This is a genomic window from Rivularia sp. PCC 7116 (assembly GCF_000316665.1).
In the GTDB taxonomy this organism is placed as follows: Bacteria; Cyanobacteriota; Cyanobacteriia; order Cyanobacteriales; family Nostocaceae; genus Rivularia.
On the sequence record NC_019678.1, the window covers coordinates 68,906 to 86,895 of the forward strand.

At 36.9% G+C, this 17,990-nt stretch carries 15 protein-coding genes; 7 read left to right on the plus strand and 8 right to left on the minus strand.

Going from position 1 to position 17,990, the window contains the following annotated elements:
* Window positions 1–278 precede the first annotated feature (278 nt).
* Window positions 279–1,700: an isochorismate synthase MenF gene (locus RIV7116_RS00290; protein WP_015116249.1), complete on the minus strand. Its 1,422-nt coding sequence runs from the start codon at window positions 1,698–1,700 to the stop codon at window positions 279–281.
* Window positions 1,701–2,004: 304 nt separating this feature from the next.
* Here RIV7116_RS00290 and menA point away from each other — a divergent pair, with 304 nt between their 5' ends.
* The 3 genes from menA to RIV7116_RS00310 all read left to right on the plus strand — a co-directional run bounded on the left by menA (window position 2,005) and on the right by RIV7116_RS00310 (window position 5,508).
* Entirely contained in the window at window positions 2,005–2,901 is an 897-nt protein-coding gene (menA, locus tag RIV7116_RS00300; protein WP_015116250.1) for a 2-carboxy-1,4-naphthoquinone phytyltransferase, read from the plus strand.
* A gap of 181 nt (window positions 2,902–3,082) precedes the next feature.
* Complete coding sequence (locus RIV7116_RS00305; protein WP_015116251.1) at window positions 3,083–4,072, plus strand: o-succinylbenzoate synthase; 990 nt, start codon at window positions 3,083–3,085, stop codon at window positions 4,070–4,072.
* On the plus strand, window positions 4,045–5,508 hold the full coding sequence (locus RIV7116_RS00310; RefSeq protein ID WP_015116252.1) for a 2-succinylbenzoate--CoA ligase: 1,464 nt from the start codon (window positions 4,045–4,047) through the stop codon (window positions 5,506–5,508). The genes RIV7116_RS00305 and RIV7116_RS00310 overlap by 28 nt, the downstream gene beginning before the upstream one ends.
* A gap of 156 nt (window positions 5,509–5,664) precedes the next feature.
* On the opposite strand, the gene RIV7116_RS00315 is transcribed toward RIV7116_RS00310, so the two are convergent.
* The 6 genes from RIV7116_RS00315 to RIV7116_RS00340 form a co-directional block, all read right to left on the minus strand.
* Complete coding sequence (locus RIV7116_RS00315; protein ID WP_044290694.1) at window positions 5,665–6,075, minus strand: hypothetical protein; 411 nt, start codon at window positions 6,073–6,075, stop codon at window positions 5,665–5,667.
* A gap of 49 nt (window positions 6,076–6,124) precedes the next feature.
* The gene (locus tag RIV7116_RS00320; RefSeq protein ID WP_015116254.1) at window positions 6,125–6,529 is read right to left on the minus strand and encodes a thioesterase family protein; all 405 of its coding nucleotides are present in this window, start codon (window positions 6,527–6,529) and stop codon (window positions 6,125–6,127) included.
* Between the two features lie 124 nt (window positions 6,530–6,653).
* On the minus strand, window positions 6,654–7,742 hold the full coding sequence (locus tag RIV7116_RS00325; protein WP_015116255.1) for a T3SS effector HopA1 family protein: 1,089 nt from the start codon (window positions 7,740–7,742) through the stop codon (window positions 6,654–6,656).
* Between the two features lie 136 nt (window positions 7,743–7,878).
* Window positions 7,879–9,120 carry a phosphotransferase family protein gene (locus RIV7116_RS00330; protein ID WP_015116256.1) on the minus strand — a complete coding sequence of 414 codons (1,242 nt, stop codon included), beginning with the start codon at window positions 9,118–9,120 and terminating at the stop codon, window positions 7,879–7,881.
* Between the two features lie 843 nt (window positions 9,121–9,963).
* Window positions 9,964–10,284, minus strand: coding sequence for an MGMT family protein (locus RIV7116_RS00335; protein WP_015116257.1), 321 nt, complete (start codon window positions 10,282–10,284; stop codon window positions 9,964–9,966).
* Between the two features lie 90 nt (window positions 10,285–10,374).
* A complete protein-coding gene (locus RIV7116_RS00340; protein ID WP_015116258.1) occupies window positions 10,375–10,692 on the minus strand; it encodes a TMEM14 family protein in 318 nt (105 codons plus the stop codon).
* 97 nt (window positions 10,693–10,789) lie between these two features.
* Here RIV7116_RS00340 and RIV7116_RS00345 point away from each other — a divergent pair, with 97 nt between their 5' ends.
* Together RIV7116_RS00345 and RIV7116_RS00350 are read left to right on the plus strand one after the other, a co-directional pair.
* Entirely contained in the window at window positions 10,790–12,106 is a 1,317-nt protein-coding gene (locus RIV7116_RS00345; RefSeq protein WP_015116259.1) for an ATP-binding protein, read from the plus strand.
* Between the two features lie 165 nt (window positions 12,107–12,271).
* Window positions 12,272–13,549 carry a tellurite resistance TerB C-terminal domain-containing protein gene (locus RIV7116_RS00350; RefSeq protein ID WP_015116260.1) on the plus strand — a complete coding sequence of 426 codons (1,278 nt, stop codon included), beginning with the start codon at window positions 12,272–12,274 and terminating at the stop codon, window positions 13,547–13,549.
* A gap of 95 nt (window positions 13,550–13,644) precedes the next feature.
* Here the strand turns inward: RIV7116_RS00350 and RIV7116_RS00355 are convergent, their stop codons facing one another.
* Window positions 13,645–13,956 carry a hypothetical protein gene (locus RIV7116_RS00355; protein ID WP_015116261.1) on the minus strand — a complete coding sequence of 104 codons (312 nt, stop codon included), beginning with the start codon at window positions 13,954–13,956 and terminating at the stop codon, window positions 13,645–13,647.
* A gap of 475 nt (window positions 13,957–14,431) precedes the next feature.
* On the opposite strand from RIV7116_RS00355, the gene RIV7116_RS00360 reads away from it, so the two are divergent.
* Window positions 14,432–15,760, plus strand: coding sequence for an ATP-binding protein (locus RIV7116_RS00360; RefSeq protein WP_015116262.1), 1,329 nt, complete (start codon window positions 14,432–14,434; stop codon window positions 15,758–15,760).
* Between the two features lie 469 nt (window positions 15,761–16,229).
* Window positions 16,230–17,906 (plus strand): SulP family inorganic anion transporter, encoded by a 1,677-nt coding sequence (locus tag RIV7116_RS00365; RefSeq protein ID WP_015116263.1) that lies wholly within the window; start codon window positions 16,230–16,232, stop codon window positions 17,904–17,906.
* Window positions 17,907–17,990 lie beyond the last annotated feature (84 nt).

A 17,990-nucleotide genomic window follows, 5' to 3' on the forward strand; every position in this document is an offset into this window, starting at 1 on the left:
TTTTTTTAGCACCCTGAACTAAGCTAAGTAGACTTATTAATTTGAATAATAATTCAGAAAAAGTCTTGCAGGTTGCCACTTTGGCAAAGTGGTAATAAATAAACGATAAAGACAGATGTAGAAAGTATGGCGGCGTTAAACTGCGTAAAATACATATGTTTGAAATCTCATTGGATGTGTTATTACTACAAGCCTATTTTTAAAACGGTGCGTTAGATACGAAACATATATATTTTTCACTTACCGCGTCGTAACACACCCTATAGATTTTTCAATGCTTAAGTTAAAGCTTTTAGAAGTGCTTGTAGTTTCAGTTGAATTTCTGCAAATTCTTTTTGTGGATCTGAACCCGGTACGATGCCCGCACCTGCATAAAGCAAAGATGATTTAGTCGAAGTATCAATCAGCGCCGAGCGGATTCCTACAACAAACTCACAGTTACCTTCGGCATCTATCCAACCCAAGGGGGCGGCATATAAGCCCCTCTCGAAACTTTCATAACGACGAATTTCTTGACAAGCAACTTCTGGCGCAACACCGGCGACTGCTGGAGTTGGATGTAGTTGGGAAACTATTTGTAAGGGATGCACGTTACGGGGCACTTTGGCAATGATTGGTGTCCACAAATGCTGGATATTTGATAGTTGCCGCAGTCTGGGTGTGGAAACTTGGGGTAATAAACCGAGGCTGAGTAACTTTTGAGTAATAAAATCAATTACTAGGGAATGTTCGTGTCTTTCTTTTTGACTGTTGAGCAGAAGATTAGCTTTTTTTGCATCTTCTGCTGGTGTTTTGCCTCTGGCGGCGCTTCCAGCTAGAGCATCCGTATTTAACTTTTGATTGCGAATTGCAATTAATGTTTCTGGAGAGGCACCGATAAAATTTTGTCCTTTGCCGTTACTTGTAGAGAATACGCAGCAGTTAGGATGCAGTTGTCGTAGATTATTTAAAGATTTGAATAAGTTTAATGGAGTACTTGATTGAATGTTGAGAGCATCTGCCAATACAATTTTACTATAAGTACCCTTACGAATATCTTCTAAAGCCGATAAGACCGATCGCTGGAATTTACTAGATTTCGTAATTGAATTTTTAATAAATTGAGGTTGAGAATTATCTAAATCGACAGCATCGTATTTTAAAAGGTTGATTGATGTAATTTTTTGCCATAAAATTTTTAACGTCTTTTCTATGTTTAAATCCGCATCAATTTTAATATTTGCTCTTAATATACAGCATTTTTCTTTTCGAGTCACCTGCCATTTAGGTAAAAAAACAGTAGCGGGAAAAAAAGGATAGTTTTCCTGAAGATTTGTATCAAAAAAACTAAAACTGCAAAAAAATAGTGGTTGGGAGAAAGAATGATTTACATTGCAAAAATTAATTATTTTGCCTAGATTATATTTAATAAACTTTTCGGCTTGAATAAAACGCTCTTTTCCTTCAATGTGAAATTTTGTTACTGCATCAATGGCAGCAATGGCTTCTTCTTTGCTTGGGTTTTCCCAATAAAAATTAAGTTTATTTGATGCACTAAGTTTCTGGAAGACAACCAAAGGGTCTACCGAGTCAATTTCTAAACCAATACTAGCTATTTGTGTGCAATTATTCTTAATACAATATGCTCGTTTTTTTACAAGAAATTGGTATAGCTCCTTATTGTATACAAAAAACTCGGCAGAACATGGTGAAACTGTCATGGATCTAAAAATAGTAAATTTTTTTGAAGTTCTCTTCCTAAAGCATCATGAATCGTGGTCGTATTTCTACAGGTAGCACATTCAGATGCTGTTTTACCAGCAGCGTGAAGGCAGGTTCATCAAAGTTGATGGCAAAACCTTTATTACTGCTTCGAGTCTAGATTTTACAGGAGCTTTCGCTGTAAATACACCCCTGACATACAAGGGATGTACGAAACTTAGACTATGGGAAACAGAGGTTATGATGGATGCGCTTGCGGCTTTGTGCCGATGGAAAATTTAGCAATTTTATTGATTGCGACTGATGACTACAAAGCTGATTTTATATCCCAACATAAGGTTATGGATGGCGGCATTAAAACCGCCAATGTACTGCGTTGCGATTATGCCGATTTGGGTCGGAACGGCTATCGCTTTTGCAGAAACAAGGGTGCTTCACACAGCAGTTTTCTGCACATTTTTAGCTGCTGCAATTTTGATTCTTGCTTGGGAAAATTTGAGTAATGATGTTTTTGATTCTGATACGGGAATTGATATTAACAAACATCATTCTCTTGTCAATTTGACGGGCAGCAGACAATTAATATTGTGGTTGGGAAATTGCTTTCTAGCTTCAGGGTTATTCGGAATATTAACAATTAGTTGGTGGCAAAAAGACCTAACTTTAATTGGGATAATTTTGATTTGTTGCGGCTTAGGATATCTCTATCAAGGACCTCCTTTTCGTTTGGGTTACAAAGGTTTAGGAGAAATACTTTGCTTTTTTGCTTTTGGTCCTTTGGGAGTAGCCGCAGGTTATTACAGTCAAACTCAAAGTTACTCTTTAACAAGTTTAGCTGCTTCGGTAATAGTCGGTATCACCACAACTTTAATCTTGTTTTGTTCCCATTTTCATCAAGTTGAAGATGACTTAGCAGCAGGTAAGCTTTCTCCTATTGTTCGTCTGGGAACTTTAAAAGGTTCGCAAGTTTTAAAGTGGTTCACAGGTAGTATTTATGCACTGATATTTATATTTATACTTTGCGGAATTTTTCCCTTATGGACGCTTTTGAGTTGGTTTAGTTTACCTTTTGCGGCAAAACTATATAATCACGTCTCGCAAAATCACGACAAACCGCTAGAAATTAGTAACTTAAAATTTATCGCGATCGCAGTGCAATTTTGGTGTTGTCTGTTATTAGGATTGGGTTTTGTTTTGTAATTAGCAATTGGGAATTGGGCATGGGGCATTGGGCATTGGGCATGGGGGATTGGGGATTGGGCATTGGTAATTGGTAATTGGTAATTGGTAATTGGTAATTGTTAACTGCTCACTGTTAACTGCTCACTGTTAACTGCTCTTATCTCTAAAATCCAAAATGTAAAATTCAAAATCATCAGGGATGTTTTACAAGTTTGAATTTCGTACTTACAGTAGAAAATTCGTGACTCCCTTAAATACGTCTCACGGTGTTTGGGAAAGTCGGAATGGACTTATTATTCGTCTTAGGGATGAAACAGGAAAAGTCGGATGGGGGGAAATTGCTCCGATTAGTTGGTTTGGCTCGGAAACAGTAGAAGAAGCTATTTCATTTTGTCGTAAATTACCGCAGACAATTACCGAAAATATTATCTTTTCAATTCCCGATGAATTACCCGCTTGCCAGTTTGGATTTGAGTCAGCGCGGGAAATGATAAACAAAAATTATTTTTCTGCTGAATCATCCCCAATTACCAGTAGCATTTTGCTGCCTGCTGGTAGAGCAGCTTTACATCAATGGCGAAATATATGGGAATATGGCTCTCACAGTTTTAAATGGAAAATTGGGGTTTATCCCTTTGCTGAAGAAATATTCATTTTCGATTTACTCGCTGGAGAATTACCCGCTTTCACGAAACTACGTTTGGATGCGAATGCTGGCTTGAGTTATGGTGAAGCTGAAATTTGGTTGCGAAAATGCGATGAAATCAACAAAAATGATGATATTGATTTAAAAATCGAATTTATTGAACAACCGCTTGCAGTAGATAGGTTTTCCGAAATGCTGGAATTAAGTCGGATTTATAATACCAAAATTGCTTTAGATGAATCTGTTGCTACACTCAAACAACTTGAAAGCTGCTATCAACGAGGTTGGCGAGGAATTTTTGTGATTAAAGCCGGTATTATTGGTTCCCCTTCTCGTTTGCGCCGGTTTTGCCTTAATCACGAAGTTGATACTGTTTTTTCGTCGGTTTTTGAAACTAATATTGGCAGAGAAGCAGCATTGTCATTAGCCGCAGAATTATCGCAGCAAAAAAGAGCGGTTGGTTTTGGTGTGAATCATTTTTTTGCAGAGGATGAACAAACCTGTTTAAAAAATCTATGGAAGGAAACTTCAAGTATTTTGTAGATAACGACTGTTTAATTTGTGAAGATAGTCATTTGTTAGTTGAGTTAGTTGAAAAACTCGATTTTGATATTTTCCAATTTAAACAACAACATTCTTATCTACCGAAAATTATTTTAAATGAACGCCAGCCGGTGCGTTTTTTAGCCGGTTTTATCGCTGCCTGTAAAGCGAATTGTCCCGTATTTTTATGTAATCCCGATTGGGGAAAACAAGAATGGCTGCAAGTATTTGATTTAGTCAAACCAGATATTATTTGGGGAATTAAGCCTAAAGCCGTAGAAGCATCTTACTTTCTTGAAAACTCCCATAATACTGATATTTACAATGCCCCATGCCCAATCCCCAATGCCCAATCCCCATACATAATGATTCCTACCGGTGGCTCCTCGGGAAGAATAAAATTTGCAGTTCATACCTGGGATACTTTGACGGCTTCGGTATTGGGATTCAAAGAGTATTTTCAAGTAGATCAGATTAATTCTTTCTGTGTATTGCCGCTGTATCATGTCAGCGGTTTGATGCAGTTTATGCGCTGTTTTATTACGGGTGGAAAGTTAATAGTTTTACCTTTTAAATCCCTGGAATCAAAACCAGTAAGTTATAGTAAAAATAATTTTAATCAATTAATTAGTAGCTCAGAATATTTTATATCTTTAGTTCCTACTCAGTTAGAGCGTTTATTGCAGAAATCGGATTTAGCTGAATGGTTGAGTAAATTCCAAACGGTACTTTTAGGAGGTGCCCCAGCTTGGAATGAATTATTGCAAAAAGCAAGGTTTCATTGCATTAGATTAGCTCCCACCTACGGAATGACAGAAACCGCTTCTCAAATAGCGACTATGAAATCAGATGATTTTATTCAAGGTAAAGTTGGCTGCGGTAAGATTCTTCCCCATGCAAAAATCACAATTTGCGGTAAAAAGGGGGAAGAATTAAAAGTTAATCAAATTGGCAATATCAATATTCAAGCAAAATCATTAGCGCTTGGTTATTATCCTCTTAGTAGTAAAACACAAACTTGTTTGCAAATAGACGATTTAGCTTTTTTAAACGAACAAGGTTATCTAAATATTGTCGGTAGAAACAGCGATAAAATCATTACTGGTGGCGAAAATGTTTATCCCACTGAGGTTGAAGCCGTAATTAGAGCAACTGGAATGGTAGCTGATGTTTGTGTAATTGGCTTAGCCGATAAATATTGGGGAGAAGTTGTAACTGCTATTTATGTGGTTAATTCGGGTATTAATCATCCAGCAGTTAAGATGCCCGCACTACAACAAGATAAAAATGAACGTATATTAATACAGACTTTGCTTAAAGAGAAGCTTAGTAATTATAAAATTCCTAAAGTTTGGATTCCTGTTGATTCCTTACCTCGTAATTCTCAGGGTAAAATTAATCGGCAAAAGCTTTATGAAATCGCCGTTTCTAAATAAATACTTATTGGTGATTGGGGTAATGCACAGAGAAAGTGTCACGAAGTGCCAACGTGGCTGAAAGTATCACCATGAAAGACTGCCAGAAGACGGAATTTAATGAAGGTATTAAAACTTAACGCAGTTCCTAGAATAATTTTACACGTATTGCCTTGTTCAGAATGCGCTTGCTTCCACGCTCTGAGTTTTGGTGCGTTGCATCCACCAACCGACAAGAGGAAATTGAATCCAGAAAGAGAAGTAGAAGAACGTCAAATACCAGTATGGAATAACAAACCCGATTCCAAGCCCCTTATAAACGGCCAGCAGCAGATAGTCATATACAAAAAGCGGAAGCGTTAGGTATAGGGCAAGCCAACACGAGTTGACCAAATGCTTGCCGTCAGTCCAGTACTTTTTGAGGGTATATTGCGTAATCGGAAAATAGATAAGTGTGACGAAGACACAAACCGCAATTTTTGCCCAAAAGTACCATTGCTGGTAATAGTCGGGAAGTCCAATTATGTAAAAAATGAGCCAAGTAATGAAGCTGTATGCAAGCAACTGGAAGTGTTTCTTAGTGTTCATATTTCCTGTAGTCGTCAGTAGCACTTTTCTTGCAACTCTATTTTTATATCTATTGACGCAATCTTTCCAAACATTTAACGATTTCTGCCGATAATCCGATTTTGTTTCTGCTCGCTGCATCAATAGAAACATGACGAGTCATTGCTTTGGCGACTAATTTCTCATTAATGTAAAGTTTATAATCAATTTCAAACTCCTCTGTACGAATTCTTAAAGGAGTTAAATCAACAAATAATTTATCGCCGCAATACATAGGGCGCATAAAATCAACATCAGCATGAACAATAGGAAAAGCCGTTGATGGATTTGTAAAAAATTGCTTGATACTAATTCCTAAAGATTCTAAAGCAGCTTCATAAGCTTCATGACATATAGCTAAAACATTCGCAAAGTAAACAACCCCAGCAGCATCGGTATCTTGAAAGCGAATAGTACGATTGTATGTGAAAGGCATAGCAGGATTGGGGGAAGAGGGGGAGAGGGGGAAGAGGGGGTAGAAAGTTATTAATTACCAATTACCAATTCCCAATGTACAATGCCCAATGCCCAATTCCCCATTCCCCATTCCCAATTATCAATTACCAATCATAAATATCTTCAGAGTTTGAATTTAGGTAAGGGCATTCTAAATCAACTGACTTCCAAGCAAAATGCTGATAAATAATATTTAATTTTTCTTGGGGTGACTCGATACCCTTTTCCCAAGCTTCTAGTAAAGCGTTTGCAATAATTTGACAGCGATTTACACCAAAACTTTGTTTGTTAAGGGGCTTTTCTATGGGTTGTTCGGCTACACTTAACCCTGGTGCTAAGTATTTGCTAAATAATGGTACTTCTGGTTGAAAATTAGCTTGATTATCTATGTAAATTTCTTTTAATAACTCTTGCACTATCGAATAGTTTTGCTTTTGAAAATTCAGTATCCCCGAATCATAGCGATCGCAACCTAAAGGATGATGGGGAACTTGAAAGGTAAAGGGGATTTCTAGATTGTTTAGTTTGTCTGTGAGACTATGCATTAAAGCAATAGCCCCTTGTGGGTTTAAGTTAAAAAATATGCCGATAGCATCTAAATCGCTCCAGACATTTTGTAAATCATCTTGCTGTTGTTTACCTGAGTTACTCACTGCTAAATAAAAGCCATTATTTAAACGATTTTTAGGCAGTCGGATAGCAATTAAGTCATCAACTTTACTGGATAAGGCAGCTGGCTCTAAATCATTTTCTTCAACATGCAGCGTCAAACCACCTTTAGTGACGGCAAAACTGCCATCGGGTTCTTGCCGTACCACCCTCCAATCGGAATCTAAATAGCCCGTACCTTGATTGTTTTCGTGGAGTAGATTGTAAAATCTCGTGTCTCTTTCAAATACACAATTATTTTCTAAATCTTGATGTAATAAAAGGTTGGGATTGCTAATATTTGCTGCTAATACACTTTGTAACGAGTTGTTGTAATAAATACCGTAAATAAAATTACGCAGGAGTAAATTGAGATATTTATCTTGCAATGCCGTGGAACTTTTTTCCAGGGTTTCTGCCATTAAAGGCGGTAAACTAAAAGATTGATAATCCGGATGAATGATAGAAAAATTAGATTCTATTTCAATTTTATGAGCAATTTCTAAAAAAGTATTCGATAAAGAGTTTTTATAAGAAGTTATCATGGCTGGTTTATGTAGATTTCCGAATCAAGAGTTTATTAAAATAAATGCAGCCCTGTGGAGAAAAGAAAAGTTAACAGCAACCAGTAAAAACTGGTTACTGTTAACTGCTATCTGTCAATTGCTAAATATTTGCTACTTAACACCCGCGCAGACGAGTTTTTTCGTAGAAAAGAGGAATCAAATTATTCTCTCTTTCCACAACAGAAACCTTAGTAGATTTTACAAATGGTTTCAGAATTTGTAATTCTGATTTACCGAAAATGTCTACTACGTACTCTGGAGTTCTAGTTAAGATATTTCTGGCAAAATCTAAAGCAATTAAACTGGTTTGATGCAAATTTTGCTGTTTGTTAATCTTATCCTGGATTTGATTGATTAATCCTAAACCGGCATACTTGATAATCGACTGGATAAAATCTTTACGATAATCCAGAATCATCGGAAAAGCTTTCAGATAAGACTCAGTTAAAGCCAACATTGAAGGTTGAAGAATCTCCAGCGGAATAGCCGCTAATTCCAAAGATTCCTCTAACTCTAAAGTTGAATCCACAACTAAACTTTCTAACCAAATTTTTAAGTAACCGGCTAGTAAAGTTCCCAAATCATAAGCGGGATCGCCCCAACCGCAAGCTTCCCAGTCAATCATCTTCACATCTACATTATCCAGATGCTGCCAACGAGAATGTACTAAAACGTTCTCTAGTTTTAAATCGTTATGGGTTAAACAGCAAGGATTCCATGCGCTTGCTAAATCGGCAATTGCAGACTCTAGAAAGTCATATTTTTGATAGCTAGAGTAGAACGAAAGCCCGCTACTGCTAACTTTGCCAAAAATCGAGGGTTCTAGAAAATCGATGCCCTGTGCCGGATTAAAATACTGATAGCGAATCTGCCCAGCTGGAGCAGTTGCCATAAAATCACGGTACTTTTGACGTTTAAAAGTCGCACGATGCAATGATGCTAAAGTATTGCCGATGGAGTTTGCGAGTTCTGGCGGAAAATATAGGTTATGCCTGTAATAGCTTGCCAATCCTTGGTATTCCCAAAGATAGTTACGCACGAGGATAGAGTTCTCCTCATCGTAATGTACTACTAGCGGAGATAACGCTTTTATGTTGCCGAGAACCGGAAATGATTCAAGCAATTGGTGAAACAGCCATTCATTATAGAACTCACAGGGGATACCGTTAAATTCTTGGGCTAGTTCTTGTTTTACCAAAAGCTTGCGATCGCCATTCTTAGTAACCAGTATACTTAAATTCTTACGGCTACTACTGTGTGGCAAATCTGCATCGGCGGTTGCGCCATCTTCTGAGCTACTCAGACCTGCTTCTTGCAGATACTGGATAACGTTTTGAGAAGACAGTGAAAGTTTCATTATATTTGTTACTTCCTTAGATTCCTTTAAAGTCAGCTTTTTTTGGTTTTGGCTTAAACAATGGCAGCATTCCCCAGCGAAGCCCCTTTTTTAGGGAATCTTAAAAAACGATGACTACGCTTTAGTAATATCGTATTTCTCTGACAAATACATGCCAAAATGCCATTAATTTCTTTACTGTCGCTTCAAATTTCACAATGTTTAAACGGTGAAATCTTTAATTTTTATTCAAATTTTTACTTACGCGAATATAGAAATTTGTGCTTTAACCTTTTAATGCCTGTTCGTTTCCCAAGATTACGTTTTTGAACAGCCAGCAGATTAACAAACATTAATATAATTATCTAATACAACAGCTAACACTCACACAGTACAAGAACTTTTACACACTTTCCGGAAGAATACAATTATTTTTCTCTAATCGTAGCCTAATAATTCTCTTTGCAGACTATCAACAACCGTCTATACCCAAAATTCTACGCAAAACCATCAGCTTTCTGCGAAACCTATATTAGAATAGCTGTACATTATTCTCATCTTGCAATATTTCTACACAATATTTGCGAAGTTTAATCTTACTATGAATTTAACCTTTATTTGATTATAGAAATAATTCTTAATAAGTAAATTAAAAAATCATGAGAACTCTTTGAATACAATCTTCTTCTATAATACAAAAGATTTAGAAACCAACTCAATAATTACAATTATTTGCAATTAGGATTTACGCAAAAAGAACGTAATTACTTCACTAAGGGCGACAGCGCCCACCGCTAGCTTTAAAAGTTCCTCAATTAGACTTTACGTCACATTTTGTATCGAAATTTCGTCAAAACATAAACTTTAGCAAAAATTCGGTTGCCATTGATACTGATTAAGGTTAATTTTTCCTGCTGAGTTGAATTCAATACCTTCTTCTTCCAACATTTGCTTTTGCAGATAATCCCCTCCTTCACGCACGGTTGAATAGGAAATTTCACCTTTAGCATTAATAACTCGATGCCAGGGAATATCATTAACATCGCGATCTACCTGAAACATGGCATATCCCACCAAGCGGGCTTTACCGTGAAGTCCTGCCAAATCAGCAATTTGCCCGTAGGTTGCAACTTTACCAACAGGAATTTGACGAACAGTTTTGTAAATAAGATCGTATGTAGACATTTCAACACCCAACTAATATTCCCAATCTATTCCCAATCCAAAATCACTAACTAAGTGTAGAAAGTGGAATTGCTTTCCAAACAGCTGCCCCTAAACACTAAAGAGCAATTGAGACAACATCGAAAATAATGCCACCAAACCCAAAATAACCATCAATCCTGCTGGCATGAATTTACGTGTTTTAGTAAGTCTAACGGCAAAAACTATTACTAAAATACTAGTGATGATAACAGCTAAAGTCGAACCCCATACTTGCCCCTGTAGCTGCAGGTAGGCAGCAATCAGCAATAGTAAACCACTAATTGTTCCACTTATCAGCGAAACTTTGCTACCTGCTGTTTTATAACCAATGATGCCGCCGATAATTGATAAAATGCCATATAGGCTGGCTGCGATAATGCTCTGCATTGTTAAAACCTGTTGCGATTTCCAGCTATTGTTCTGTGCGTAGACGGAAAATGAAAATATTTAATTTTCCGTTTATCTACATAATCCCTGCAAATAAATGAATAATCAAGCGATTGCCAAGGTTCAATTTCTCCAGCGTCAAGCAGCATCTCTTTTACTTTACCAATCTGTTTTTGAAGGGGAAGTGGGCAAAGCTTTTCTTAATTTATTGCAGGCTATACGCTACCCTAACTCTGAAGCCCGAGACTGTCTTCAGGCTTACGGTAATTTTTTCAAAGTTCTCGCCGATAAAAACCAAAATTGGGAAGAATATCTAATTTCACAAATCTTGACTTCTGAAAACGCTTTTAGTACGCAATCTCAATTAGAAAACTTACCTCCAGCTTTAATTGCAGCAGCAAAACACGATTTACAAGCATTGCAGAGTTTTCATGAATGCAGCGTTGCTAGCCTCGGTGAATGGGTGCAGTCTGTCGCCAATCTTCCTATATTACCGGTGGTATGGTATGTAGAACAGAAAATTCAGGCTAATTATCAATTGCCCCTGATAGAAAAATTACGAACTCTGGAAGATTGGACTGATGCTGTGGAAGATTTAACAGCATTTTATCGCCAATACGGTACGGGTATATTTGCTGAATATCAAGCTTTTCGCTGGCAGCAGGGAGAATTTATCGGTATAAGCTATCCTGACGAAGTGAAGTTAGATGAACTAGTTGCTTATGAATCCCCGAAACAAACTTTGATTCAAAATACGGAATTTTTATTATCGGGACAACTAGCACTGCACGTTTTACTTTACGGTAGTCGCGGTAGCGGTAAATCTTCTTTAGTCAAAGCTTTGTTAAACGAATATGCCGAACGCAATTTACGCTTGATAGAAGTTGCAAAATCCGAGTTGAAATATTTACCACTAATTGTCGAACGCTTAAGAAACAAGCCACAAAAATTTATCATATTTGTTGATGACCTTTCCTTCGAGGAAGATGATGATGCTTTCAAAGCGCTTAAAGTCGTTTTAGAAGGAAGTATTACAGCAAGACCTAAAAACGTTGTAGTTTATGCAACTTCCAATCGCCGCCACTTGATTCGGGAGTATTTTGCAGACAGACCCCAACCTAAAGATGCCGACGAAGTCAACGCTTGGGATACTGTCCAGGAAAAACTTTCATTTAGCGATCGCTTTGGTTTAACTCTGACTTTTGAACCCGCTTCTCAAAAGACTTATTTACAAATCGTTCAACATTTGGTTAAATTATCTAATATCGAAATTAGTACTAGTGAACTAACTGCCCAGGCTTTGCAATGGGCAACTCGTCATAACGGACGTTCCGGAAGAACTGCGCGACAATTTGTAGATTTTTTGAAGGCACAGAAGAATCTTGCTCAAAACGAAACAGACAAAAGTGAATAAATCTATTTTATTTTTACGTAGATATATTGACTTATGAATTGTTTTTTTATACTCATATTGAAGTGATGAAACAAAACTAGTTTATCGGATGCCAGGGTCAGATATGTGAGCTTTCATACATCGGCAATATATTTTGATAAATGAACTATGCTAAAAACAAGCAATATGCAAGACTCTATGGTCAGCAATCGATTTATTATAGGTATAGTTGCCTTCGGGGTGAGTTTCGGTTTAACTTTAGTCTTTACCTGGTGGAATTTTTATACTGCCATTGTTACGGGAATTATAACTATACTTGCTACGTATACAGCAACATTTATTGTAGATAAGAAAGCAGAAAAAAAACGTAGACATTATGAATTACAGGTTGTAGATTCTTACTACAAGCGAATCCAAGAATTGGAAAGCGTGCAGCACGGCATCACTTTAGAAGTCGATCGCTTAGAAGCTACGCGTCGCGCTTTGCATCAAGAGTCAAATCAACTGCAACATCAAGTAGGCGATCGCCGCAATCAAAGAGATTCACTCAATCGAGAACTAAGTACCTTTGCGCTCCAGAAAAGACACTTAGAATCAGAAGTTGTTAATTTGCGGGATGAACTTAAAAATTTAGAGAAATCCAAACAAGAAGCGGAAAATTCTTTTGCTAATATTACTGCCGAGAAGCGGCGTTTGGAATTAAATTGTAATGTATCGAAATCTGAGATAACCCAGCTACATGCAAAAATTGGCGAACTCCTTCAACAGCGCGAAGAATTAGATAGTAATTTAATTTTATTAGATAGACTAAAGCCTCAGTTAGAAGAAAGATTATATGAGTTAAGAGTACAGGTTGAAGAATTAGAAACCGAGCAGAAAAAACAACAAGAGCTATTTAGTAGTAGAAATAAAAAACAGGAACAATTAAAAGCAGATATAAAGCTATTAAAAAATCAGAAAGCAGAAGAGAAAAAGCAGTTAGAAGAGTTGCAGGGGCAAACTTCATTGCTTCAGGAAGAAAGAGATGTGTTGCAAAACCAAGTTTTGGAGTTGCTGCAACAACTAGAAGGCTTGAACCCCGAGCTAACTATATCTCAAGCAGAAGCAGAGGAAGAAACAGAAGAATTTCCCTTTGCTGACTTGATAGAAAGTATTTCGATTGAACCAGCATCAGATGAACTACCGCAAGAGTGGAAGGATTTGCAGCAAAGTTTGCTAGAGCATGAAATAAAGGTGTTAAAGGCGATATTAGAGCAGGTAAAAGTTAACTCTAAAATTAAGAAAATTGCCGAACAAAATATTTCAATGCCAAATCTGTTGATTGATTCGATTAACGAGCGCGCTCAAGATACGATTGGTGAATTAATTATTGCAACGAGTAATGATATTCCCGAACTCTACGATGAATACAAAGAAAATATTCAAAAAATTATCGCGATGTCTGAAGGTGTGGAAAGTAAATAGTCTTCTAAATAATTTGTTTTCATAATTTCGTTTAACTTAATTGGATTTAATTGAATTTAATAATTTTATTTAAACTAAAACTATTTTATAACAAGTTAGCTAGCAGAAAAGATGAAAAATATCATTGCGACAATGATAACTGTCAACCAAAATGCCATGCCAATTAACGATACAGCATCAGAAGTTAGATACTTTCTCTTACCTTTTACATAAATAAATTTATTTCCTTTAGCTCTGCTAGCTTGACGCAATTCCTTGTTTTTAATTGCTTTACTAGGATAATATTTCCCAAAAGTTACCAAGGGAGTCAAAAGCATACCCGTAAAATAGCAAATCCCATCAAATATTGTTTCAACAAATATCCAGACAATAACCGAGACCAACAATTCGCCAAATATATCAAACATTTTTTGGTATAAAATAAATTACTTATTATAATCTCCTTCAATAAATTTTGTATATTCAAAGATAGCTGTATGGGCAACGGTTTCTTTCTCTAGAATTTAAAATTGGATGGAGCAACCTCACCCTCGTTCCCTCTCCTTAATAAGGCTACCGTGTACACAGAAGTTTTCTATATTGGTTTCACAGCGTTTAGATCCCCCCTAACCCCCCTTAAAAAGGGGGGATTGGATTGAAAGTCCCCCTTTTCAAGGGGGATTTAGGGGGATCTTCGAGTTGTGTGTACACCGTAGCCTTAATAAGAAGAGGGATGTCCGACAGGACAAGGTGAGGTTGAAAGTGTATTGCACTTAACTGAAAACCGCTATATTTACATAATTGCGAGTATTTTTTTACCATCATGGTGCGTTGCGCTCTGCGACAACACACCCTACTATAGAATTTCATTTGGGAATCAAACCGGAAAAAATCTAAAATCGAATGACAAAGCCTAAAATCTCTAAAAAAGTATCTACAGCTTTGATAAACTCCTTGGGTGCGGGGGTAGTACCCAGAGTAGGGTTAGAAAATGTAGCAGTAGGTAGAGACAAAGAACTAAAAAGCCTTTTGCAGAGTATTGAGGATATTGCAGAAGGAGTAGCAGCATTTCGGTTTGTAATTGGCAATTACGGTTCCGGTAAAAGTTTTATGCTGCAACTAGTTCGCAATCGAGCCATGGAGTTGGGTTTTGTTGTTACCGATGCGGATTTATCTTTGGAAAGAAGATTAGCCGGAAGCAATAATCAAGGTTTAGCTACTTATCGAGAATTGATGAGTCGTCTTGCGACAAAAACTCGTCCTGATGGTGGTGCTTTTGTTTCCATTTTGGAAGGATGGATTAATAAAATTCAGCAAGAAGTAGTTCAAAACAGCGGCATGAAACCCAATGATGAGGGTTTTGACGATACCGTAGAAGCGAAAATTAGAGAAGTAGTTCAACAGATAGAAGATTTAGTCCACGGTTTTGATTTTGGCAGCGTAATTGTTGCTTATTGGAGGGGTTATCGTTCGGATGATGATGATTTAAAAAATGCAGCATTGCAGTGGCTGCGGGGAGAATTTAATAAGAAAAGTGAAGCAAAAACGGCTTTGGGAGTACGAGTCATCATTGACGATGAAAGTTGGTATGATTACGTCAAGTTATTAGCAAAATTTGTTGCTGAAATCGGCTATAAAGGGCTGATTGTTTTGTTAGATGAAGCGGTGCATTTATACCAGATATCTCCTACAGCAAGTCGCGAGAAGAACTATAGCAGGTTGTTGGCTATTTTTAACGATGTAATGCAGTGCAAAGCCGAATATTTAGGGGTAATTATCGGCGGTACTGTGAAGTTTTTAGAAGATCCAAATAGAGGTTTATTTTCAGATTCAGCTTGGAGAAGACGTACAAAAGAAAGTCGTTTTGTTGCTAAAGCAGGAGTACGAGAAATTAATGGGCCTGTACTTAAACTAAATCCTTTAAGTGAATCAGAAATCCTCAACTTGTTAGAAAAATTAGCCGATATACATGCGTTTAACTATAATTATCAAAAAGCTTTAACTAAGAATGATTTAAAAGAATTTGTTCAAGAGATTGTTAATCGTTTAGGGGCTGAAGCTCTACTAACTCCCGGCGAAATTGTTCGCGATTTTATCAGCGTCTTAAATATTTTGCATCAAAACCCGCAAATTACTTTGAATAAAATAATTCATGATTCTGAATTTAAACCTACAAAGATAGGTGCTAATACAGAAGTTGATGATTCGGATGTTGCTGAATTTAGTTTGTAATAAATTGGTCATTGGGCATAGAGCATAGGGCAAAGAAAAAATTACTTGCTATTCTTGAATTTAAGTTAACAAAAATAGATAATCAATATGTTTGCTGTAAACTTTATTATAATTTATAGCGAAATAGGATTTTATTGTATTTATAAGCAAATTTATATTAAATTATTCCCACAAATAATTACATAAAATTTGTCCTCAATCAATTAAACATTGCTCAGTAATTATCTTGATTACTTAACTTATTATTGGTCTAAACTTATTAAAAAAAACTTTCTGAAATAAGTCAGTCCAATATAAGCAATGTGGGTGTAAACTTTGACTTGGGAAAAGTTGAAAATGAAAGGTCAAAGGTTAAAGGTTAGAGGTTAAAAATCGAAGGCTAAATACTTTCATAACCTATGCCCCATGCCCTCTGCCCAATGCCCCATGCCTAATGCCCATAATATGTATTCTATAAATTGTAATCTCTATGCAACTTGTTCACGGCTTACATTTTAGGAACCTGCGCGGAGATTTGTTTGGTGGTTTGACTGCTGCAATTGTTGCTTTACCGTTAGCTCTTGCATTTGGGGTTTCAGTTTCACCTGAAAATGGTGCAATTATGGGGCTATACGGTGCGGTTTTTATTGGTTTTTTTGCGGCATTGTTTGGCGGAACTCCATCCCAAATTTCTGGCCCTACCGGTCCGATGACAGTGGTAATGGCAACGGTATTTGGTAGCTTCGTTAGCCAAAACCCAGGAACAGAAGGTATGGCGATCGCCTTTACTGTGGTGATGATGGGAGGAGCATTTCAAATCCTTTTCGGATTGCTACAGTTGGGAAAATACATAACTTTAATACCTTACACGGTAATTTCCGGCTTTATGTCGGGGATTGGATTTATTATTTTATTTCTGCAAATCGGACCGTTTTTCGGACATCAAGGTTCGGCAAATGTCATCGAATCGCTGCAAAAATTTTCTGAATTTGCCAACAATTCCAATCCTATAGCTATGGGGTTGGCTATCTTAACATTAATTATAGTATTTGGTTCTCCTCCAAAACTAAATCGAATCATTCCTTCACCTTTGTTAGCGTTGGTAGTTTGTACGCTGATTTCGGTTTTTGTATTTCCTGATAGCGGCATTCCGGTAATCGGAAAAATTCCTACCGGTTTACCTCAACCGCAATTACCGCGATTGAATTTTGACCAAATGAGAATGATGGTAGAGTATGGTTTGATGCTGGGAACTTTAGGGTCTATCGATTCGCTACTAACTTCCTTGGTTGCAGACAATATTACTCGTACAACTCATGATTCCGATAGAGAATTAATCGGACAAGGAATAGGAAACCTACTCGCGGGTTTATTCGGGGGATTACCGGGAGCGGGTGCAACCATGCGAACCGTTGTTAATGTCCGTGCTGGAGGAAAAACTCCTATATCGGGAATGGTTCATGCTTTCTTTTTATTAATTATTGTTCTAGGTGGCGGAAATTTTTTACTAATAAAAATAGAAGATATTCCTAATGCAGTATTAGCGGGTATTTTAATTAAAGTTGGTATAGATATTATTGATTGGAGTTTTCTTAAACGCGCTCACAAGATATCAATGCGGGCAACTGGATTGATGTACGTGGTTTTGTTTTTGACGGTATTTGTTGATTTAATTACTGCTGTAGCCGTTGGGGTATTTTTTGCTAATATATTTACTCTAAAACGTTTAACTGATTTACAAGCAAAAGAAGTAAAAGCAATAACAAATCCTTATGAGGATGCTCATCAATTGGATTTGAGTCTGGCAGAAGAACAGATTTTAAATAAAGCAGATGGTCGTATTTTATTCATTCATCTTGGTGGTCCGATGAGTTTCGGCGCTGCAAAAGCAATTTCGCAGCAAATGTCGATTGTAGAGGATTACGATGTTCTAATTTTGGAATTCAACGAAGTACCTTATCTTGGGGTGACGGCAACTTTAGCTATAGAAAATATGGTCAAAGAAGCTTATGAAAGAAGACGAAATGTCTATCTTATCGGCGCTAGAGGTATAGTAGAAGACAGATTGCGACGATTAAAAATTTTGCGAAAGGTTTTAGAACAAAATCCAGTTAATTCGCGTTTGGAAGCTTTAGAAAGGGGGATGGCTTTTATTAGCCAACGTTAGGTAAAATAAAATTTATTAGTATTAAATTAATAGTTTTCTTGTAGGGTGCTTGTACACTGATTGATTCTGAACGCTATCATAAGA